Consider the following 19864-nt stretch of genomic DNA (forward strand, 5'->3'; position numbering starts at 1 on the left):
TTTTTGAACTCCGAAACGTGAGTAATAATCAGCAGGCTGAAGAAGAGCGCCGGGCCGACCTCGGCGGCGGCTTCGCCGATCACCCTCCAATGGTCCTCGCCGCGCGGGCGCTCGCCATGCGCGGCTTGCCAACGCTCAAGATGCTTATGGGCGTTCTCGATCATCACAATGGCCGCGTCCACCATGGCACCGATGGCAATGGCGATGCCGCCTAAGGACATGATGTTGGCGTTGATGCCCTGGTGTTGCATGATGACGAAGGCCGCCAGAATGCCGAGCGGCAGGCTGATGATGACCACCAACGCCGAGCGCAGATGGAACAGGAAGGCGATGCACACCAGAGCGACGACGATGAATTCCTCAATCAGCTTGGTCTTGAGGTTGTCCACCGCATCCAGAATCAGCCCGGAACGGTCGTAGGTCTCGACGATCTCGACCCCATCGGGCAAGCTCGCGCGCAGGGCCTCGAGCCGATTCTTGACCGCATCTATAGTGGCAAGCGCATTCTCGCCCGAGCGCATCACGATAATGCCGCCGGTGATCTCGCCTTCGCCGTCGAGGTCCGCCACCACCCGGCGCATCTCGGGGCCGATCTGCACCCGCGCGATGTCGCGCAGCAGCACCGGGGTGCCTTCAGGACTGGTGCGCACCGGGATCAACTCGATATCCTCAAGCGAGCGCAGATAACCGCGCGTGCGCACCATGTATTCGGCCTCGGCCAATTCCAACACCGAGCCGCCGACATCGCGGTTGGCGTTCTGCACCGCTGTGATGACCTGCCGCAGCGGGATGCCGAACCCGCGCAGCTTCTCCGGGTCGACCACAATTTGATACTGGCGCACCATGCCACCGACGGTCGCCACCTCGGCCACGCCGGGCAGGGATTGCAGCTCGAACTTCAAGAACCAGTTCTGCAGGCTGGTCAACTCGGCCAGATCATGCTGACCGCTGCGGTCCACCAGCGCATAGCTGTAGATCCATCCCACGCCGGTCGCATCCGGGCCGAGACGCGGCTGCACGCCGTCCGGCAGATCGGCCGCAGCCTGATTCAAATACTCGAGCACCCGGGCGCGCGCCCAGTAGAGGTCGGTGCCGTCCTCGAAGATCACATAGACATAGCTGTCGCCAAAAAAGCTATAACCACGCACCGCCTTGGCGCCCGGCACCGACAGCATGGTGGTGGTGATGGGGTAGGTGACCTGTTCCTCGACCACCCGCGGCGCTTGACCGGGAAAGCTGGTCTTGACGATCACCTGCACGTCGGACAGATCGGGAATGGCATCTAGCGGTGTGCGCGCCAGGGCATAGAGGCCCCAGGCCGTCAGCGCCAGGGCCGCGAGCAGGACCAGGAAGCGGTTGTTGAGCGACCAGGCGATGACCGCTTTCATCTAGTGGGCTCCATGTCCGCGGGCCGCTGCCGCGCCTTCGGCATCGGGCTCGGGCTCAGTTAGGCGCTGGAAGCTCGCCTGCAGATTGGATTCTGAGTCGATCAGGAACTGCCCGGAGGTCACGACGCGATCGCCCGCCTCAAGGCCGGAGAGAATCTCCACCGCGCCATCGCGCTGCATGCCGGTGACCACGTCGACCGGCTGGAAGCGCCCGTCGCCGAGCGCCAGCACCACGCTCTCGCGCTCACCGGTCATGATCAGCGCCTCGGCCGGGATCTTGAGCACATCCTTCTTGGGTCCACCAAAGATCTCCACGTCCGCGAACATATTCGGCTTCAGGCTCAGGTCTGGGTTGTCGAAGACCAAGCGCACGCGCAGGGTGCGGGTGTTTGGGTCCAGTTCCGGATAGAGATAATCGACCTTGCCTTTCCAGTCGCGCCCCGGCCGCGCCGGCACGCGCATCTCTGCTGCGGCGCCCGGCTTGAGCCAGTCAATCTGGTGTTCGTAGACGTCGACCATCACCCACACGCGGCTTAAGTCCGCCACCCGAAACATCTCGGTGGCCTCGGTGACATACATCCCCTCGCGTGCGGCGATGTGGGTGACGATGCCGTCCATGGGCGCGCGGATGGGCACCCGGTTGCGCGGTTCGCCGTCGCGCTCGATGGCGGCGATCACATCGTCCGGCACCGCCAGCAGCCGCAGCAGATTGCGCGCCTTGTCCGCGCTGATGCGGCGTTGGCCGCCGCCTTCGCGCGAGAGCAGAAAATCGACCTGGGCGGACAATATCTGCGGCGCATAGAGCTCCGCCAGCGTCTCTCCCTGTTTCACCGGCTCGCCCTCGGCGCGCAGGTCGAGCGCCTCGATCCAGCCCGGCGCGCGCGGATGCACATGCGCAAGGCGCGTCTCGTCATAGGTCACACGCCCGAGGGTGCGGATATAGCGCCACAGGGTGCCGCGCTCCGCCGCCGCCGTGCGCACGCCGAGCGTCTGCACCACCGCCGATGTCAGACCGACCTCCGGATGCTTGCCGGTCATGGGGGCGAGCCATTTCTCGACCAGATCCATGCCGCAGATCGGGCAGGTGCCGGGCTCGTTCTTGATGATCTGCGGATGCATGGGGCAGACGTATTTCGGATCGGCATGATGATGCTGATTATGGCGCGCATGCTCGACCAGGCTGTCGTCTTGCGCCTCGGCCCGAGATTCGCTTGGCGACGCCTCCGCGCCAGCAGCCGGGTCCGCGAAGCTAACTCCCCAGCCGAGGGCCAACAAGCCAAGCAGGGAGATCGAAGCCAGAAAAAGACCAGCCAGCGGTTGGCTGTCTTTCGATGCAAGCACAGGTTTGGACATGCAATGATCCTCGTCACCTGTTCAATTCTTGACGATCGTCAAGTCCGTCATGGAACGCAGCCGAAGCGCGTTCGTGATCACCGAGACAGAGCTGAAGCTCATCGCGGCCGCGGCAATGATCGGCGAGAGCAGCAGGCCGAATACCGGATAGAGCACACCCGCCGCGATAGGCACGCCGAGGGCGTTATAGACGAAGGCGAAGAACAGATTCTGACGGATGTTGCGCATGACCGCACGGCTCAGCCGCCGGGCGCGCAGGATACCGCGCAGATCGCCCTTGACCAGGGTGACACCGGCGCTTTCCATGGCCACATCGGTCCCGGTGCCCATGGCGATGCCAACATCAGCTTGGGCCAGTGCCGGGGCATCATTGATGCCGTCTCCGGCCATCGCGACCCGGTGCCCCTCGGCCTGCAGGCGCTTGACGATGTCGGCTTTGCGCTCCGGCAGGACCTCTGCTTCGACCCTGTCGATGCCGAGTGTGCGTGCCACGGCTGCGGCCGTGGTGGCGTTGTCGCCGGTCAGCATGACCACCGACAGGCCCTCGGCCTGTAGATCCCGGATCGCCTCCGCCGTTGTCTCCTTGATCGGGTCCGCGACGGCGATCAGTCCGGCGGCCTGATCGTCGATGGCGACGAGCATGACCGTCCGGCCCTCGGCGCGCTGCGACTCGGCCTGGGCCTCCAGCGTGCCGGGCTCGATGTCGATCGTGGCGAGATAGCGACTGGTGCCAATGGCGACGCGGTGGCCACCAATGATGCCGGTGACGCCCTTGCCGGTGACGGACTCGAAGGTCTCGGTCTCGGTGAGGGTGAGGCCTTTGTCCTCGGCCCCCCGCACGATGGCCTCGGCCAACGGATGCTCGCTGGCGCGTTCCAGGCTGGCGGCAAGGCGAAGCAGGGTGTCCTCATCCTGATCGGACTCCGCATGGACCGCGACGAGCTTGGGTCGTCCTTCGGTCAGGGTCCCGGTCTTGTCCAGCACCAGGGTATCGACCTGCTCCATGACCTCCAGGGCCTCGGCATTCTTGACCAGCACCCCCATGCGCGCGCCCTTGCCGGTGCCGACCATGATTGACATCGGTGTTGCGAGCCCAAGGGCGCAGGGACAGGCAATGATGAGCACGGCGACGGCATTGACCACGGCATGCGCCAGGCGCGGCTCCGGCCCCCAGACGAACCAGACGACAAAGGCCGCGACGGCGGACAGCACCACGGCGGGCACGAACCAGCCCGCAACCACATCGGCCAGACGCTGGATCGGGGCGCGCGGTCGCGGTATCGAGACGCTGGCGCACAAAAAAACCAAAGCGCCAGCAACCACAAACTCGCCGCCACCGCCGAGGGCAGGCGCAGCGCGAATTCGTTCAGGCCCAGCGCCTTCACCGACCCCGCTTGAAGCCAGTAGATCAGCACCGGTTTGTCGTAGCGCGGCTCGCCATCCTTGTAGGGCGTGATGAAATTGCCGCTTGCCAGCATCTCGCGGGTCGCCTAGGTAAAGGCGCCCTCGTCGAGATCATAGAGCGGCGGGCCGCCTAACTGCCAGAAAAACGTCAGCCAAACGACCAGCAACAGCAGCCAGGCCGACGTCAGCCAGCGAGTCGGAAGCGGAGCCGGGGCAGAGGTCTGAGCCGGATCGCGCGAATGGTCAACATCGGCTGTCATGTCAGAGATGTTTCAGGTGTATCCACATCCAGATAGATATCCGCCACGTCCAGAGAGGTCGCCAGACAATCCAGCCGGATCTCGCCGCTGCTGTAGACTTCCGCTTGCCAGTTATTGATCCGACGAAACACCTCCACCCGAGCGGCATCCTGCCCTACCAGCAGATATTCCATCAAGCTGGGCAAAGTCTGGTAAGCCAGCAGTTTCTCGCGCCGGTTGATGCGCTCGGTGGATTTGGACAGCACCTCGACAATCAGACAGGGGGTGCGACTGAAATAGGTTTCGCGATCCTGCCCGTCGCAGGACAGCAGCAAGTCCGGGTAGTAAAACAGCGTCTGACCGCTGATTTCCAACTGCACCTTCATATCCGAGGTGAAAAGCTGACAACCCTTGCGTCGGGCGGCCGGAGTCAAAGCAAAGGCCAGCGCATTAACGATCAATCCATGCGCACGGCTCGCGCACGTCATGGCATAAACCTGCCCGTCAATGTACTCGTGGCGGATCTCGTTCTCAGCCTCCCCAGCCAGATAGTCTGCAACACTCAGCTCGGATGTCCGTTCGGCAACTGATGACATGGTGGAACTTCTCAACGATAAACCCATTCGACGATAAATCAGTGTAGCCAAGCTCATGCGCACATATCAGATACATACCTCAACATCAGAACCTGCCAAGACCCCCTAGCTATGTCAGCAAAAAGCTGCAATAAATAGCGCATATTTCCTTCATTTCGCGCCTGATTTGACCGTCGGCGCACTTGGAAGTCAGGTGAATATCCAACAATCGCTGTCTCAAAGCAACCCCACAGATCGACTCCTTCATCCTTCGCCTCAATGAGCCTGAAGGATGACTTTAATGAGCAACGTAAGGTTTCGGGTAATGCGCCAAATTGGTCCGGAGAGGTTCCGAGACACACGACTGACCGGTAAACGAATATGCCCCACTCCCCCCGGAAGACACTGAACCTCTCGATCACCATCCTGGCCACCCTGGGCCTGGCCTTGCTGGCCGTTTTGGGCAATGTCCTGACGATGCCTTTGGGTTTTGGGGTGGTTCTTATCTTCGGCTCTGTCTTCGCGATGCTGGCGGTGGTCTTGCTCGGACCGCTGCCCGCTATGCTGGTCGGATTCGCCGGAGGACTCTACACCTGGGTGCTCTGGGGTCATCCCTACGCGCTCGTGGTCATGACGCTCGAACCGCTGGTGGTGGGACTGCTGTACCGGCGCGGGCGGGTTAACCTGGTGATGGCCGACATGGCCTTCTGGCTGGTCCTGGGCGCGCCTCTGGTGATCTTGTTTTACGGTCAATTCATTGGCCTACCGTGGTCGGCCGTGCTTCAGATCTCGCTCAAACAGCCGCTGAACGGTGTCTTCAACGCACTGCTGGCGGGATTGCTGGTGATCGGTGCGCGCTTGCTGTGGCCCAGATGGAAGCTCCCGGGGAGCCTGCGGATGGGCGACCTGATCTTCCATGTGGTGCTGGTTTCCATCCTGCTGGCCGGCAGCCTGCCGCTCGTCTACGAGAGTTATCAGCAGCGCGCCGAGCTGGAGGAACGGCTCCGGATCGAATTGGCCGGTATCCTCGATCACCTGGCACTGCGCTTGGAACGGAACGCCAGCGAGGGGCGCCTCGACCTTGACGAGGCCATGGCGCGGGAGCGGCTAAAGCCAGACATGGGGCTCGCGGTGACCGATACCGCCGGCGAGATTCTGGCCAGGCGCGGCCAGATGAATAGCCTGGACAATGCCGAGGCGCCCCTCGCCCGACCGCCTACGGAGCTGCGGGTCTGGATGCCCGGCGGCGAGCTTCCGCTGATGAAACGCTGGAAGCAAGGTCGTTATCGCCTGGCTACGCCGGTCGCGGTGGCGGGACTGGGTCAGGTGGTGGTGGAAGCCCCGGCCGCGCCCCTGGTCGCAGCCCTGGAAGCGGGCAGCGTGACGCTGTTCGGGTTTCTGGTGCTGCTGTTGCTGATCGGCATTTCGGTGGCGGCTGTGCTGAGCCACTGGCTCAGCCGGCCACTGCGCGAGCTTGGAATCCTCGGCGAACGCTTGGCCGAGACGGTGGCCCAGGGGAGAGAGCCGCGACTGCCGAACAATCCCCTGCGCGAGTACAACGACCTGGCGATGCGCCTGCAATCCATGGCGCAGAGCTTAGCCGCCAGCTTTTCTGAATTGCGTGTGACCCAGTCTGGGTTGGAGGCGCAGGTCGCGCAGCGCACGCAGCAGTTGGAGCGACTCTCGCAAGTGGCCCGTCAGACCACCAATGGGGTCATCATCACCGACACCGAGGGCCGGGTGCAATGGACAAACGAGGGATTCACCCGTATTTCAGGTTATCCACTCGATGAGATGCTCGGTCGCAAGCCGGGCGAGATGCTCCAGGGCGCTCAAACCGATCCCGATACCGTCGCACGCATCCGCGCGGCAGTCGTTGCCCAGCAGCCCTTCACAGAGAACATCCTCAACTACAGCCGCGCTGGCGAGCCCTACTGGATCAACATCGATTGCAATCCCTTGACGGACGCCGACGGCCAGGTCTACGGCTTCATGGCCATCGAGTCCGACATCACAGCGCAGAAACGGGCCGAGGATGCCCTGCAGCTGAGTAACTTGCGCCTGCGCAGCCTGTTTGAGCTGTCGCCCTTGGGGATTGCCCTGAATGACATGGCGAGCGGCGATTTCATTGAGGTCAATGACGCCCTGATCACGCCGACGGATTACAGTCGGGAGGAATTCCTCGCGCTGAGCTACTGGGATCTCACCCCGATGGATTACGCGGACCAGGAGCAGGTCCAGCTCGAGAGCCTGAAGTCCACCGGCCGCTACGGTCCCTACGAGAAGGAGTACATCCGCAAGGACGGCAGCCGCTACCCGGTGCTGCTGAACGGGGTGACGATCGAGGATCCCGGTGGCACCCGCATCTGGTCCATCATCCAGGACATCTCCGAGCGCAAGCGCGTCGAGATGGCGATTCGCGACCAGGCCCAGCAGACCCAGGCCATTGTCGATAACATCGTCGATGGCATCATCACCATTGATCGCGAGGGAATGATCGCCTCGGCCAATCCGGCGGCGCTGAGAATCTTCGATTATCCCCCCGAGGACGTGATTGGAGAGCATGTTGGAATGTTGATGCCCGAGTCCCAGGGGCGCGCCCACGACAGCTACATACGCAATTTCCTGGCCACCGGAGTAGCCCGGGCCGTTGGTCTCAGCAGGGAGATGGAAGGTCGGCGTCGCGACGGGACCATCTTCCCGATTGAGCTCGCGGTCTCCGAGGTCAGTTGCCAGGACCAGCCGATGTTCATCGGCATGGTACGCGACATCACCGAGCGTAAGCGGGTGGAACGGATGAAGAGTGAATTCGTTTCGACGGTCAGCCATGAACTGCGCACGCCCCTGACCTCGATTTCCGGCTCCCTGGGTCTGCTGCTCGGGGGTGCCATGGGCGAGCTGCCGGAGACCATGCGCCCGCTGCTTGAGATCGCGCACAAGAACAGCCAACGCTTGAGCTACATGATCAACGACCTGCTCGACATGGAGAAGATCGCGGCCGGCAAGATGCAGTTCGACCTGCAAGAGACCGCCCTGATGCCCCTGGTGGAGCAGGCGGTGAGCGCCAACCTGACCTATGGCGAGGCACGTGGGGTGCGCCTTGAGCTGACCGAGCGGATTGCCGAGGAGATCGCGGTGCGGGTCGACAGCCAGCGCTTGCAGCAGGTCCTGGCCAATTTTCTCTCCAATGCCGCCAAGTTCTCGCCCGACGGCAGCACCGTCGAGATCGGCGTGCGGCTGCGCGACACCTGCGCCAGGATCTGGGTGCGGGATCGGGGACCCGGCATTCCGCGGGAATTCCGTTCCCGGATTTTCCAGAAGTTCTCTCAGGCCGACGCCTCCGACACCCGACAGCGGGGTGGCACCGGGCTGGGGTTGGCCATCACCAAGGAGCTGATGGAGCGCATGGGCGGCGCGGTCGGTTTCGAGTCGGTTGTCGGCGAGGGGGCCACCTTCTGGGCCGACCTGCCAGTCATGGCGCACGGCTTAGCGGGGGCGCAACCGTCGCCGGACCCGGACCATCCCACCGATGGACCGCCGGTTCTGGTGGTGGAAGACGATCCCGACGTTGCCCAGTTGCTGAGCCTGATGCTGACCCGGGCCGGCTACCAAAGCCAGATCGCGACCAGTGGCGAGGAGGCCTTGCGCATCCTGGGCGAAGCGGACCTAGCCGCCATGACGCTGGACTTGCAACTGCCCGGCATCCATGGTCTGGAAGTCATCCGACAGGTGCGTCAAAATCCCCGCACGGCGGAACTGCCGATCATCGTGATTTCCGCCAGCGTGGCCGAGGGCAAGCTGGCCATTGACGGGGATTTGTCCTTCGTCGAGTGGCTCCCCAAGCCGCTCGACGACCAGCGTCTGGTATCCGTCCTGGCACAGGCATTGCCTGATGACCGGGTGGGTCATCCGCGCATTCTCCATATTGAAGACGACCTGGATTTGCACCAAGTGGTCAAAATCATGGTCGGCCATCGCTACCAGTTCGACCATGCGGCGACCCTGGCCGAGGCACGCGCCCTGTTGGCCGGGATGGAGTACGATCTGGCGATTCTGGATCTGAACCTGCCCGATGGCTCGGGCTGGGAGTTGCTGCCGCTGATTCGTCGCCAATCATCCCGGCCACAGATCCTGATCCTGTCGAGTATGGAGGTATCGCGAAACGAGGCGGAGCAGGTCGAGGCGGTTCTGCTGAAATCCCAGATCACGCCAACAACGCTGCTCAACGCGCTTGGCGGTCGCATTCGAAGACATCAGGAAGCATCCTCATGAGCGAATTACAACGCGTTCTCTGCGTCGAGGACGAGCCCGACATTCAAACCGTGGCCAAGATCGCCCTGGAAGCGGTGGGTGGTTTCACCGTCAAGATTTGTTCCTCTGGGGAGGAGGCACTGGCTGCGGCGGAAGACTTCGACCCCGACATGATCCTGCTCGACGTCATGATGCCCGGGATGGATGGTCCGTCCACGCTCGCGGCCCTGCGCCAGCGCCCGGCACTGGCGCAGACGCCTGTGGTCTTCATGACCGCCAAGGTGCAGCCCCAAGAGGTCGCGCAGTTCAAGTCCCTTGGCGCGCTGGACGTCATTCCCAAACCTTTCGAGCCCATGCAACTGGCCAATCAGGTGCGCGCCCTCTGGGATGAATCGTATGACTGATGTCCAGATCAACCTGGCCGCTGAACTCGCCAGGATTGGCGAGGACTATGCGCAACGGGTGCGCGGCGAGCTGGCCGAATTAACCCAGTTGGCCGCTCGTCTCGAGAGCGAGGTGGATGTGCGCCCGTTCCTTGAGAGGTTGCACCCGCGTCTGCACCGCATCGCGGGCTCAGGAGGCTCGTTCGGCTTCAAGACGCTAAGCAAGGCGGCGCGCGATCTCGAGGTCGAGGCGAACGGATGGCTGAGCCAAGACGCTGTAACGCTCGATCTCGCCCAGCGACGACGATTCGCCAAAGAGGTTGCCGCGCTGGCGAACCGTCTCACGCAACGCGAGGCGGCGCCGACTCAGGCGGTGGCGCAGGCGCCGAGCGCCAAGACGACGGTATCCGGCAACGGCGGCAAGGTCGCCGTCTGGCTGGTCGAAGATGAGATTCCGCTGGGTGAGCATATCGTCCATCTGCTTGGGCAGTTTGGCTACCAGCCGCGCCTCTATACCCGGTTCGATGCGGTCGCCGCCGCCGTCCAGGATGAATGCCCGGATTGTTTGGTGATGGACCCGCGTTTCACCGAGGAGGATCTGGGCGCGGTCGAAGCGCTCATGGCCAGCCCAAGCTTTCAGGCGTTAAACTGCCCTGTTATTTTCGTGTCTGCCAGTGGCGACTTTCCGTCGCGCATGCGCGCCGCGCGGCTCGGAGCCGATGGCTTTATGTTAAAGCCGCTCGATATCCCGCGTCTTGTGGATCGGATCGGACGCATTCTGGAAGAACGCCACGCGGCTCCCTATCGGATTTTGGTCGTGGATGACGACCTGGATCTGGCCGAGCATCTTCGTCTGGTGCTGAGTGCGGATGGCATGGATGTGGAGGTCTTAAGCGAGCCAGAGCAGGTCATCGAGGCGGTTGCGACCTTCCACCCGGAACTGGTCCTGATGGACATGCACATGCCCGACTACTCGGGTCCCGAGTTGGCCACCGTGATTCGCCACCACGATGACTTGCTTGGCCTGCCCATCGTTTATCTGTCCGCCGAGCAAGACCGCAAAAAGCAGATCCAGGCCCTGCGCAGCGGCGCGGACGATTTTCTCACCAAGCCGATTTCGGACGCCGAACTGGTGGCGGCGGTCAGAGTACGCGCCGCGCGTTTCCGCCAGTTGGCCAATCTGATGACCAAGGACAGCCTGACTGGGTTGCTCAAGCACGCGCACATCAAAGAGGGCATTGTTCGGGAGCTTGCCCGTGCCCAACGCACCGACCATCCGCTGGCGGTGGCCATGCTGGACATCGACCATTTCAAACAGGTCAACGACAGCTATGGGCACGCCGTCGGCGATCGCGTGATCATGGCCCTAGCCCACCTGCTCAAGCAGCGTTTACGCAAGTCCGATGGCATCGGGCGCTATGGTGGGGAAGAGTTCGTGGTGATTCTTCCCGATTGCAATCTCCAAGTGGCGCAAAGCGTGTTGGAAGATATTCGCGCGCGCTTTGAAGTGCTGCCATTTCTGCACAACGATCATGAGTTTCGCTGCACCCTGTCCGCCGGCATCGCCTCAACACTGGAGTACCCTGATGCCGATGATGGACAATTGCTCATCGCGGCGGATCAGGCCCTCTATGCGGCCAAGCATGCCGGGCGCAATCGAGTCCATGTCAGCCAATCTATGTGATGCCGAAACCTCCTAGGTTTCAAGGGCTTAATTGAACCTGTAGTAACTTCTCAATCTCTCATGGCACCACACCCGCCGCAGTGGCGCGCTCGCGAATGATGTCAGGCAATGGCGGGATGTTGTGATGCCCTTCGATGCGATCGCCGAGGTAGCCCCAGAAGGAGATGCCGAGCTTGCGACAGGTCTTTTTCAAACTGGCAAATCCTTCACGACAGCGTCTACCCAGGTCGCTGCGAGTACCGCCGCTAATCTTGCGCCACTTCACATAGCCGCGGATGTCGCCTTCGGAACCGTTGGTATATAGCACAATCTCCGGGCGTTGGAGCACCAGCAGCAGTTTCTGCTTGTGCCGATGCAGGCGCTTGAGCGTCTGATTGAGGGTGGCAAAGGAGGTGTGCTGGGTGAAAATGGTCTCAAAGCGCGCCTCAAGCGCCGGCGCCAATGCGGGATCGGGATTGCGCTGATAGGCCTTGAGGTCGGCATACAAATTCCAGATCTCCCGATGCACCCGCTCTTGATCCTGGCGGTGCTGGTCATTGAGTGCGATGAGCTTATGCACTGATATGTTTTGACCTGTCACTTTTTGGTAGTGACTATTGCTTAACCACCTCTTCTTCTTTGTCTTTTTCCGAAAACGTTGTTCTGACAACTGCTCGTCGGTGTAGACTGAAAAGTCACATACTCCCATCGGAGAGAGACGATGATGGCTCAGTCTGACCTTCAAAAAGAGCTGAGGTTTTCGGAAGCCCGCTACCGCCGCCTATTTGAGGCTGCGCAGGACGGAATTCTGCTTCTGAACGCTAATACAGCGGAGATCGAAGACGTCAACCCGTTCCTGATGGACCTGCTGGACTATTCTCATGATGAATTTCTGGGTAAGAAACTGTGGGAAATCGGGGCCTTCAAAGACACGAGCTTGAGCAAAGATTCTTTTCTCGAACTTCAGATGAAGCATTACATCCGATACGACGATCTGCCGCTGGAGACAAAGGACGGCAGGCGGATTTCAGTTGAATTTGTCAGTAATCTGTGCGAGTGCGACGGCATCGACGTCATTCAGTGCAACATCCGCGACAACACCAAGCGCCATATTGCGGAAATGATGTTGAGAGCGACGGCCAGAGAGCTTCAAATGTTGAGTGAAAGCAACATTGCGTTGCTCAACGCCAAGACGGAAAATGAGTTGTATGACGAGTATTGCCGGATCGCTGTCGAAACAGGAGGCTATCGCATGGCCTGGGTAGGCCTTGCGGATCAAGGTCCAGATCAGCGCATCATACCCTTGGCATTTTCCGGCAGCGAAGCAGGCTATTTGCAGCTTGCAGACATCTCATGGGCCGATACCGAGCGTGGCAATGGTCCCGTCGGCCGTTGCATTCGCACCGGGGAGGCCCAGGTCGTCGAAGATATTTCGACCGATCCTGTGATGGCACCTTGGCGAACCGAAGCCTTGCGACGGGGCTATCGTTCGATCATCGCAGTACCGTTTCGACTCCCCGATGCAACGATGGCCTGTCTGGCACTCTACGGCGCAACCAGTGATCTGTGGTCAGCGCCGGAACGGAAACTGTTGCAGGGGATGTCCGATGACCTTGTCTTTGGGGTCGGCACCCTTCGGATGGCGATTGCACGGACGCAGTTTCAAGAATCCCTGCGCTCCAGTTTGGAACAAACGATTCAGGTCGTGGCCGGCACGATTGCCGAGAAGGATCTCTATACCGCGGGCCATCAACGGCGTGTGGCACACCTAAGCGCTCGAATCGCGACCGACTTGGGGCTGCCTGCTGATCGTGTCCACGCCCTTCACTTAGCCGCGACGATCCACGATCTAGGAAAGATTGGCATTCCAGCAGAGATCCTTGCCAAGCCGAGACACTTGAGCGCCATGGAGTTTGGGTTGGTTAAAGAGCATCCGCAAATCGGCTTCAATATTCTCAAAGACGTCGTTTTTCCATGGCCCATTGCCGAGATGATCTTGCAACACCACGAGCGCATTGATGGCTCCGGCTATCCCCGTGGGCTAAAGGGCGATGACATGCTACTGGAGGCGAAAATTCTCGGAGTGGCCGACGCTGTCGAGGCGATGGCGTCTCATCGCCCTTACCGCGCGGCATTAGGGATCGAGGCAGCTCTGTCTGAAGTTTCCTCGCTACGCGGTGTGGCTTTTGACGCCGATGTAGTGGACGTCTGCTTGCGACTATTCCGCGAGCAGGGATATGAGATTGTCGATTAGACGTGTCGCCGGATCGTTGCCAATTCGGCAGTGTGCGGATCGGTTGCTGACCATCCGCAGGCTTCAATGGTCGCCGCGGGTATGGCTCTTCATCGCCGAATCTTGACGCCGACTGAGTGGTCACTCAACGTCTGGTGATAGCCGAGAGCTGTAAGTCGGCTCCCTGCCGACGAGGGTCTGCTTCCTGTCCCACTGCGGACGCAATGGGTGGAGGGCGCGACCGTCCGCTGTTGGCCGCTATTTGAAGCTTCACATAGCGGCCAGTATGTGTAGCTACAAACTATGTGAAGTTCGGTGAAATTTTTTACCCAGCCATTGCGCGGTTGCTGGCTTTGAGGCGCGGCGTGCGACACGAGAACTTCACATAGTCTGTCGATTTTCTGAAGTGTTGTGAGTAACTTCAACTTCAGTCAGGCGTGCACTTCAAGGACATTGCACTCTACCTCGAGTATGAAACACTGACCACGACGCATCAGTATGTTGAGGCGAATATGGCCATGAAGGAACAAGCGCTCGCGCGCCTGCAAGAGCCAACCGCCGTAGTTCCTTCCCGTTTCCAGCCAACTGACGCGCTACGCCAGTTCCTGGAGAACCTGTAACTATGTGAAAAATGGGCTGGCTCCAACGCAGGTCAGCCCAGCAATCAGCATCCGAACTTCACATAGTTTGTAGCTCCACATAGTGGCCGACTGCTGCCATCCGGCGGGCCTCGCTGCTCGCGCAACAATGAATTCGGTAGCAAATGCTGCGGCGGAATCCTGCGGTGTCAGTGCGGATTTTTCTGAGCATCGGCGGCGCGAAAACCTCAAGTAAGACGCGTAGTCCAAGCCGACCTCCTTTGCTGGCTGTGTTAAAGAACGGCGCCGTCGGGGACGCCATTTGCCAGGGAACATCCGCTTCCTCCATGAGCAACCCAGAATCACCCCGATTTCACCGAGATTTCACTGTCGCTTCAGACGCCTGCATCCGGGCAAGCTATGTTCCCACAGCAACCCGACTGATGCAGGTTTCCGATGCGCCAAGTACTTCGTTCCAGTCTCCCTTGCCTGCTGGCCCTGAGCGGACCGGCGGCGAATGCAACTCTTCCTCTTCCGCCTGATCTCGCCGATCTCTCAGCCCCGCTGGAGGCCTCGATCCAGCTGCCCGGCAGCGGTGTGCAGATGCTGCAACTGCAAGACCGGGTCGCCTTTCTCAGCGGCAACGGTCGCTATGCCTTCACCGGCGATGCCTGGGATCTGTGGCATGGCGAACAACTGACATCGGTCCGCCAGGCGCAGGTACTCGCCAGCCGGGTCGATCTCAATCGACTCGGGCTTGACCCAGCGGACCTGGGCGCCATCAACCTCGGCTCCCTGGGTACCGACACGCAACCCACCTGGGTCTTCATCGATCCACTGTGCTCGGCCTGCCAGGAACTGCTCGAGCGTCTCGCGCAAACCGGGACCCCGGCGCACGTCATTCCACTCCCACTCGGCGGCGCTGAATCGGCCCAGGCCGCGCGTCGTCTGCTCTGCGCGCCATCAACCCACGCCGCCCGATCCGCGTTGCTGGATCACTCCTGGTCCGACCTGCCCGCAGCGACGCCCGACTGCGACACCCAACCCCTGGTCAGAGCACTGATCACCGCGCGGCTGCTGGGGATCGATTCCGTCCCGACCTTGATTGCCCCGGACGGGCGCATCCATCGCGGACTCCCCAAGAACTTGACCGTCTGGCTGGAAGGAGCGCAGCCATGAGAAGGCGCTCCGGCGTTCTCTCCGCGCTGGTCCTCATGCCCCTGTGCCTTTCCGGCTGCGCGGGTGGTCTCGGTGCCAAGCGCTACGCCTGCGATGGTCTTCCCAGCCGCCCGTTGTGCCTGTCCACCGCCGAGATCTACACCCTGACCGATGGCAATGGCCCACCCCCAGCCGAGCGCCGACTGCAACAGGAGAAAGCCCGATGATCCGCGTTCGTCAACTCCATCATTCCCTTCTCGCCGTCCTGATCAGCACAGCGCTCTCAGGCTGCATCACGGCATTGCCGCGCCCCTCTGAAGAAGCCACCTCGGTAATCGTGGCAGGGGAGGGCGTTGTGCGCGAGAGACCTGCGGTCACTCCCAGCGGTAACCCATCGCCGAGCAAGTCAGCGCAGATGCCAGCGTCCGCCAAACAGCGCCCGCCAACCCCCGTCGCCGAATCCAACCCCACCCGCAAGCCTGCCCAAGTGATGCGCATCTGGATCGCCCCCTGGGAAGACAGCGCCGGCAATCTCCATGGCGCAAGTCACGTCTTCAGCGAGGTTGTTCCCCGTCGCTGGAGTCTGGCCTCGGACACCGACACGCCAGCAACCACCGTCCTCACACCCCTGCAAATCCAACCGCGCCAGGTTTCGACTTCCGAATCCGAGCGCAAACCCTAACCCAACCCAAGAAGGAGTTACCCATGACCACTGTCTCTAACCAAACGCAGTCCCCAACCAACCCCCTGTCTTCAAGCCCACTGCTGCACGCCGCCCTGATCGGTACGCCGCTGCTGGTGCTCTTGTTTCCCGACACCGCGCTGGCCGGCTCCGGCGGCACCGAGTTCCAGGCCACCTACGACATGCTGATCGGCTGGATGACCGGTCTGCTCGGCCGGATCATCGCGGTGGCCTTCATCATCGTCGGGCTGATCGCCGGTGTCGCGCGCCAGTCGATCATGTCCTTCGCCATCGGCATTTCGGCCGGTCTTGGCCTGTTCATGGCCCCCGACATCGTCGATGCGGTTGTTTCCGCCACCCTGCCCATCGTCTGAGCAACGCTTGCTGACTGACCGGCCCTTGTTAGGACCAAGGCGTGCCGAGCCTGGGCGGGAAACCGCCTCCCATGAATTCACAACCCGTTCCAATTCAAGAATTCAGCGAGGCCACTCCCACCATGCGACACCAACGAGGACCCAGACGCCGGCCATCCGCCGTGGCGGTGCTGGATGACCAAGGCCGCTTTCTCGCCCCCTGCAAACCGGCCCGTGCGCGTCAACTGATCACCCGCGGTCGCGCCTGGCTGCTGAGCGCGGAGCCGCCGCGGATTCAATTGACCGATCAGCCCCAGCAAGAGACCCCCGACCAGCCATGACCCATCCCGCCCGTCAGTTTCAGGGCGAGCGCGCAGCGAACCTGTTCAGCCCGCTCGCCTTCGCCCCCGATTGTTTTCTGTTCCACCACGACGACCAGACCCTGGGGTATGGCTTTCTCTGTACCCCCCTGGCCGGAGCTGATTCATCCTGTGCCGAGCGTCTCTCGGTCCTGCTCAACCAGGACTGGCCCGCCGGCACCCAGATGCAGGTGGCCCTCTGGTCCACCCCGGACATCGACCAAGCCCTGGCCGTCATGCTCGGACTGCGTCTGGATCTGGACGAGGGCGTTCTGCGCGAAGCCACCCAGGAGCGCGCCCAGTTTCTGCGCACCGGCGTGAGCGAGCCCATCATCCCCGGCACCGACGCGCGGGTGCGTGATCTGCGGGTCTTCGTCGGGGTGAAAGTGCCCATCGCCGCCATGCTGCCCAACGCGGCCGAGATCGCCCATACCAACGAGCATCGCGCCGAGACCGAGCAGATGCTCAGCACTGCCGGGCTGCGTCCGCAACCACTCACCGCTGAGCACTATGTCCGCCTGCTGGGTACCCTGCTCAACTGGGGCGAGGAAGCCTCCTGGCGCCATCGCATCGCCCCGGAGTGCGACCCGACTCGCATCCTGCGCGAGCAATTGCTCGATTACGACCATGCCTTGGAGGTCGATGCCGATGGGCTGACCCTTGGGGAGACCCGCGTGCAGGTGCTCTCCTGCAAGCGCTACCCGGATCAGGTCCACTTCGGCCTGGCAGCGCGCTATCTGGGCGATCCCCTGTCCGGCACCCGGGGCATTCGCCACAACGCCTTGGTCACGCTGAATCTGTATTTCCCCGACCAGGAACGCCTGCGCAGCCGCATGAAAGGCCAGCGCCAGTGGGCGACCAATACCGCCTATGGCCCGCTGGCCAAGTTTATGCCGGAACTGGTCTCGCGCAAGCAGGGGTTCGATGCCTTGTTCGCTGCCTTGGATCAGGGCGACCGCCCGGTGCAGTGTTATCTGAGCCTGGTGCTGTTTTCCTCTCCGGCCGAGGCGGCGGCGGTCGCTTCCAATGCCATCACCTACTGGCGCGAGCTTGGCTTTCAGCTGATGCGCGATCGCTACTTCGTGCTGCCCTTATTCCTGCAGGCCTTGCCCTTTGGCATGGACCGCCGGGCGATCCGCGACATGATGCGCTACCGCACCCTGGCGGCACGCCATGCGGTGACTCTGTTGCCGGTCTTTGGTGACTGGAAAGGCACGCCAACTCCCGTCGTCAATCTGCTCTCGCGCAGCGGACAGCTGATGGGGCTGTCGCTGTTTGATTCCACCAGCAACTACAACGCGGTGGTGGCGGCCAGTTCCGGAGCAGGGAAGAGCTTTTTCACCAATGAGCTGATTGCCTCTTCCCTCAGCGCCGGGGCGCGCTGCTGGATTGTCGATGTCGGGCGCAGTTATCAGAAACTCTGCGAGGCGCTGGGCGGACAGTTCATCGCCTTCAATGCCGCATCAGACATCTGCATCAATCCCTTCGAGCTAGTGCAGCGCTGGGAGGAAGAAGCCGATGTGGTGCTGGCGATCATCACCGCCATGGCCGCCCCGACCGAGCTGCTGGGGGACTATCGCACCGCCGGGCTGAAACGGGTGCTCAAGCAGGTCTGGGATGCCCTGGGTCCGAAGATGACGGTGGATGCGATCGCCGATGCCTTGCTCCAGGAAGACGATCCCCGGGTGCAGGATATTGGCCGCCAGCTCTATGCCTTCACCAGCCAGGGCGAGTATGGACGCTTCTTCAATGGCACGAACAGCATCCGCTTCACCGCGCCGCTGGTGGTGCTGGAACTGGAGGAGCTGAAAAGCCGGAGACATCTGCAACAGGTGGTCCTGCTCCAGCTGATCTACCAGATCCAGCAGGCCATGTACCTCGGCGAGCGCGGCCAGCAGAAGTTGGTGGTGATCGACGAGGCCTGGGACTTGCTCAACCAGGGTGATGTCGGGCGCTTCATCGAATCCGGCTATCGGCGATTCCGGAAATACGGCGGCGCGGCGGTCACTGTCACCCAGTCACTGGCGGACCTCTATGCCAACCCGGTCGGACGGGCCATTGCCGAGAACAGTGCCAATACCTTCTTGCTGGCGCAGCCGTCCCAGAGCATTGACCAGCTGGCCCAGGAAAAACGCCTGCCGATTCCTATCCAAGCCGCCGAGTTGCTCAAGACCGTCCATACGGTCCCCGGCGCCTACTCGGAAATCTTCTGCCTGACCACCATGGGCGGCGGCATTGGCCGACTGGTGGTCGATCCGTTCAGACGCTTGCTCTACAGCACCGCGCCGCAGGATGTGGCGGCCTTGGAAAGCTTGAGACAGCAAGGGCTGGATGTGGTCGGAGCCATCCGCCGGCTGCTTTGGGAGCGTGGGCATGGGTGAGATTGGAGCGAAACGAACAAGCTTATCGGGTGCCAGCATGGCCATTCCGGTGCTGGTCGGCGCGTTGGGCGGACTGGTTGGCGCCTTGGTTGCGGATCGGATCGCGGCCGAGCCGGACAACCAAGCGAACCTTGTTGTCGTGCTGTCCGTCGCCGACTGGCTGCGCGGCGGACAGGACGGTGAGGCGATTCGGACGCTGGCCGAACGGCTAGCAGAGCATGGCTTTCTGGTGTTGGACGATCAGGCGGTTCTGGCCGCGCCAGAAGAGCTTTACCTCCAGCCGACGGAGGGGCAGCCATGATTGGGTCGGTGCTCGAATCCAAGTCCCATCCCAAGCCCAAGCCCAGCCACGAACCCTGGGACCGCTTTGCCATGAAAGCCCTGCTGGTGCTGACCGCCATGCTGATTCTCATTGGCTATGGCTGCGCGCGCTATCGCATCGGCATCGACGATCAGGTCAGTCAATGTCTGCCACCGTATCGTTGGTATTTGATCGACACCTTTGACCGGCAGTCCATCAAGCGCGATCAGCTCATCGCCTTCGCGGCGACCGAGGTGATGGCGCCGTATTTCCGTCGCGAGCAGACGATCATCAAGCGGGTTGCCGGGATTCCGGGTGACCAGTTATCGGTCACGGCAGAGGGAACGTCCATCAACGGCGTCATGCAGCCGCAGAGCGATCCGGCTTTGGCTAAAGCGCTGGGATTGTCCGTTGCGGATTTTCTGATTGATCAACTGGCGATCCCAGAGGGTTTTCTCTGGGTCATGGGCGCCACGCGCGACAGCTTCGACTCGCGCTACTGGCGCTTGCTGCCGGAGAACCAGGTCATCGGGAGGGCGTATGCGCTGTTCTGAGATGACGCG

17 protein-coding genes and 2 pseudogenes are annotated in these 19864 nt (G+C 61.8%); 13 read left to right on the top strand and 6 right to left on the bottom strand.

The features are described from left to right. Positions 1-20: 20 nt before the first annotated feature. The 5 genes and pseudogenes from Thiosp_RS10615 to Thiosp_RS10635 form a co-directional block, all read right to left on the bottom strand. A pseudogene (locus tag Thiosp_RS10615) lies at positions 21-1388 on the bottom strand (efflux RND transporter permease subunit); the annotation flags it as partial. After that, complete coding sequence (locus Thiosp_RS10620; protein WP_242518361.1) at positions 1389-2741, bottom strand: efflux RND transporter periplasmic adaptor subunit; 1353 nt, start codon at positions 2739-2741, stop codon at positions 1389-1391. Positions 2742-2762: 21 nt separating this feature from the next. Then, a pseudogene (locus tag Thiosp_RS10625) lies at positions 2763-4016 on the bottom strand (heavy metal translocating P-type ATPase); the annotation flags it as partial. Positions 4017-4231: 215 nt separating this feature from the next. Beyond that, positions 4232-4405 carry a hypothetical protein gene (locus Thiosp_RS24695; RefSeq protein ID WP_201066730.1) on the bottom strand — a complete coding sequence of 58 codons (174 nt, stop codon included), beginning with the start codon at positions 4403-4405 and terminating at the stop codon, positions 4232-4234. Beyond that, on the bottom strand, positions 4402-4980 hold the full coding sequence (locus tag Thiosp_RS10635; RefSeq protein WP_201066729.1) for a Uma2 family endonuclease: 579 nt from the start codon (positions 4978-4980) through the stop codon (positions 4402-4404). The genes Thiosp_RS24695 and Thiosp_RS10635 overlap by 4 nt, the downstream gene beginning before the upstream one ends. Before the next feature lie 360 nt (positions 4981-5340). Here Thiosp_RS10635 and Thiosp_RS10640 point away from each other — a divergent pair, with 360 nt between their 5' ends. The 3 genes from Thiosp_RS10640 to Thiosp_RS10650 are packed head-to-tail and all read left to right on the top strand — an operon-like array spanning position 5341 to position 11277. After that, positions 5341-9231, top strand: coding sequence for a PAS domain S-box protein (locus tag Thiosp_RS10640; RefSeq protein WP_201066728.1), 3891 nt, complete (start codon positions 5341-5343; stop codon positions 9229-9231). After that, positions 9228-9614, top strand: a complete 387-nt coding sequence (locus Thiosp_RS10645; protein WP_201066727.1) for a response regulator — start codon at positions 9228-9230, stop codon at positions 9612-9614. Before Thiosp_RS10640 ends, Thiosp_RS10645 begins: the two co-directional genes overlap by 4 nt. Then, positions 9607-11277 (top strand): diguanylate cyclase, encoded by a 1671-nt coding sequence (locus tag Thiosp_RS10650; protein WP_201066725.1) that lies wholly within the window; start codon positions 9607-9609, stop codon positions 11275-11277. The genes Thiosp_RS10645 and Thiosp_RS10650 overlap by 8 nt, the downstream gene beginning before the upstream one ends. Before the next feature lie 58 nt (positions 11278-11335). Here the strand turns inward: Thiosp_RS10650 and Thiosp_RS10655 are convergent, their stop codons facing one another. Further along, the gene (locus Thiosp_RS10655; RefSeq protein WP_323697043.1) at positions 11336-11836 is read right to left on the bottom strand and encodes an IS66 family transposase; all 501 of its coding nucleotides are present in this window, start codon (positions 11834-11836) and stop codon (positions 11336-11338) included. Positions 11837-11977: 141 nt separating this feature from the next. Between Thiosp_RS10655 and Thiosp_RS10660 the strand changes: the two genes are divergently transcribed. The 10 genes from Thiosp_RS10660 to Thiosp_RS10705 all read left to right on the top strand — a co-directional run bounded on the left by Thiosp_RS10660 (position 11978) and on the right by Thiosp_RS10705 (position 19855). Beyond that, positions 11978-13510, top strand: coding sequence for an HD domain-containing phosphohydrolase (locus Thiosp_RS10660; RefSeq protein ID WP_201066724.1), 1533 nt, complete (start codon positions 11978-11980; stop codon positions 13508-13510). Positions 13511-13926: 416 nt separating this feature from the next. Beyond that, positions 13927-14109, top strand: coding sequence for an integrase (locus Thiosp_RS10665; RefSeq protein WP_201066723.1), 183 nt, complete (start codon positions 13927-13929; stop codon positions 14107-14109). 414 nt (positions 14110-14523) lie between these two features. Next, the gene (locus Thiosp_RS10670) at positions 14524-15246 is read left to right on the top strand and encodes a thioredoxin domain-containing protein (RefSeq protein WP_201066721.1); all 723 of its coding nucleotides are present in this window, start codon (positions 14524-14526) and stop codon (positions 15244-15246) included. Beyond that, complete coding sequence (locus Thiosp_RS10675; protein ID WP_201066719.1) at positions 15243-15452, top strand: conjugal transfer protein TraV; 210 nt, start codon at positions 15243-15245, stop codon at positions 15450-15452. The genes Thiosp_RS10670 and Thiosp_RS10675 overlap by 4 nt, the downstream gene beginning before the upstream one ends. Next, positions 15449-15907: a TraV family lipoprotein gene (locus Thiosp_RS10680; protein WP_201066717.1), complete on the top strand. Its 459-nt coding sequence runs from the start codon at positions 15449-15451 to the stop codon at positions 15905-15907. Before Thiosp_RS10675 ends, Thiosp_RS10680 begins: the two co-directional genes overlap by 4 nt. Positions 15908-15930: 23 nt before the next feature. Beyond that, positions 15931-16281, top strand: a complete 351-nt coding sequence (gene traA, locus Thiosp_RS10685; protein ID WP_201066715.1) for a TraA family conjugative transfer protein — start codon at positions 15931-15933, stop codon at positions 16279-16281. A gap of 71 nt (positions 16282-16352) precedes the next feature. Continuing rightward, a complete protein-coding gene (locus Thiosp_RS10690; protein ID WP_201066713.1) occupies positions 16353-16601 on the top strand; it encodes an RRXRR domain-containing protein in 249 nt (82 codons plus the stop codon). Next, positions 16598-19000: a type IV secretion system protein TraC gene (gene traC, locus Thiosp_RS10695; protein ID WP_323697044.1), complete on the top strand. Its 2403-nt coding sequence runs from the start codon at positions 16598-16600 to the stop codon at positions 18998-19000. The genes Thiosp_RS10690 and traC overlap by 4 nt, the downstream gene beginning before the upstream one ends. Continuing rightward, the gene (locus tag Thiosp_RS10700) at positions 18993-19301 is read left to right on the top strand and encodes a hypothetical protein (protein WP_201067100.1); all 309 of its coding nucleotides are present in this window, start codon (positions 18993-18995) and stop codon (positions 19299-19301) included. The genes traC and Thiosp_RS10700 overlap by 8 nt, the downstream gene beginning before the upstream one ends. Continuing rightward, positions 19298-19855: a S26 family signal peptidase gene (locus tag Thiosp_RS10705; protein ID WP_201067098.1), complete on the top strand. Its 558-nt coding sequence runs from the start codon at positions 19298-19300 to the stop codon at positions 19853-19855. Before Thiosp_RS10700 ends, Thiosp_RS10705 begins: the two co-directional genes overlap by 4 nt. Positions 19856-19864: the final 9 nt, after the last annotated feature.

This window comes from Thiorhodovibrio litoralis, from assembly GCF_033954455.1.
Classification (GTDB): Bacteria; Pseudomonadota; Gammaproteobacteria; order Chromatiales; family Chromatiaceae; genus Thiorhodovibrio; species Thiorhodovibrio litoralis.

Coding starts and splice junctions, on each gene's coding strand:
- Thiosp_RS10620 (WP_242518361.1), bottom strand. CDS start 2,741: ATGTCCAAACCTGTGCTTGCATCGAAAGACAGCCAACCGCTGGCTGGT.
- Thiosp_RS24695 (WP_201066730.1), bottom strand. CDS start 4,405: ATGACAGCCGATGTTGACCATTCGCGCGATCCGGCTCAGACCTCTGCC.
- Thiosp_RS10635 (WP_201066729.1), bottom strand. CDS start 4,980: ATGTCATCAGTTGCCGAACGGACATCCGAGCTGAGTGTTGCAGACTAT.
- Thiosp_RS10640 (WP_201066728.1), top strand. CDS start 5,341: ATGCCCCACTCCCCCCGGAAGACACTGAACCTCTCGATCACCATCCTG.
- Thiosp_RS10645 (WP_201066727.1), top strand. CDS start 9,228: ATGAGCGAATTACAACGCGTTCTCTGCGTCGAGGACGAGCCCGACATT.
- Thiosp_RS10650 (WP_201066725.1), top strand. CDS start 9,607: ATGACTGATGTCCAGATCAACCTGGCCGCTGAACTCGCCAGGATTGGC.
- Thiosp_RS10660 (WP_201066724.1), top strand. CDS start 11,978: ATGATGGCTCAGTCTGACCTTCAAAAAGAGCTGAGGTTTTCGGAAGCC.
- Thiosp_RS10670 (WP_201066721.1), top strand. CDS start 14,524: ATGCGCCAAGTACTTCGTTCCAGTCTCCCTTGCCTGCTGGCCCTGAGC.
- Thiosp_RS10675 (WP_201066719.1), top strand. CDS start 15,243: ATGAGAAGGCGCTCCGGCGTTCTCTCCGCGCTGGTCCTCATGCCCCTG.
- Thiosp_RS10680 (WP_201066717.1), top strand. CDS start 15,449: ATGATCCGCGTTCGTCAACTCCATCATTCCCTTCTCGCCGTCCTGATC.
- traA (WP_201066715.1), top strand. CDS start 15,931: ATGACCACTGTCTCTAACCAAACGCAGTCCCCAACCAACCCCCTGTCT.
- Thiosp_RS10690 (WP_201066713.1), top strand. CDS start 16,353: ATGAATTCACAACCCGTTCCAATTCAAGAATTCAGCGAGGCCACTCCC.
- traC (WP_323697044.1), top strand. CDS start 16,598: ATGACCCATCCCGCCCGTCAGTTTCAGGGCGAGCGCGCAGCGAACCTG.
- Thiosp_RS10700 (WP_201067100.1), top strand. CDS start 18,993: ATGGGTGAGATTGGAGCGAAACGAACAAGCTTATCGGGTGCCAGCATG.
- Thiosp_RS10705 (WP_201067098.1), top strand. CDS start 19,298: ATGATTGGGTCGGTGCTCGAATCCAAGTCCCATCCCAAGCCCAAGCCC.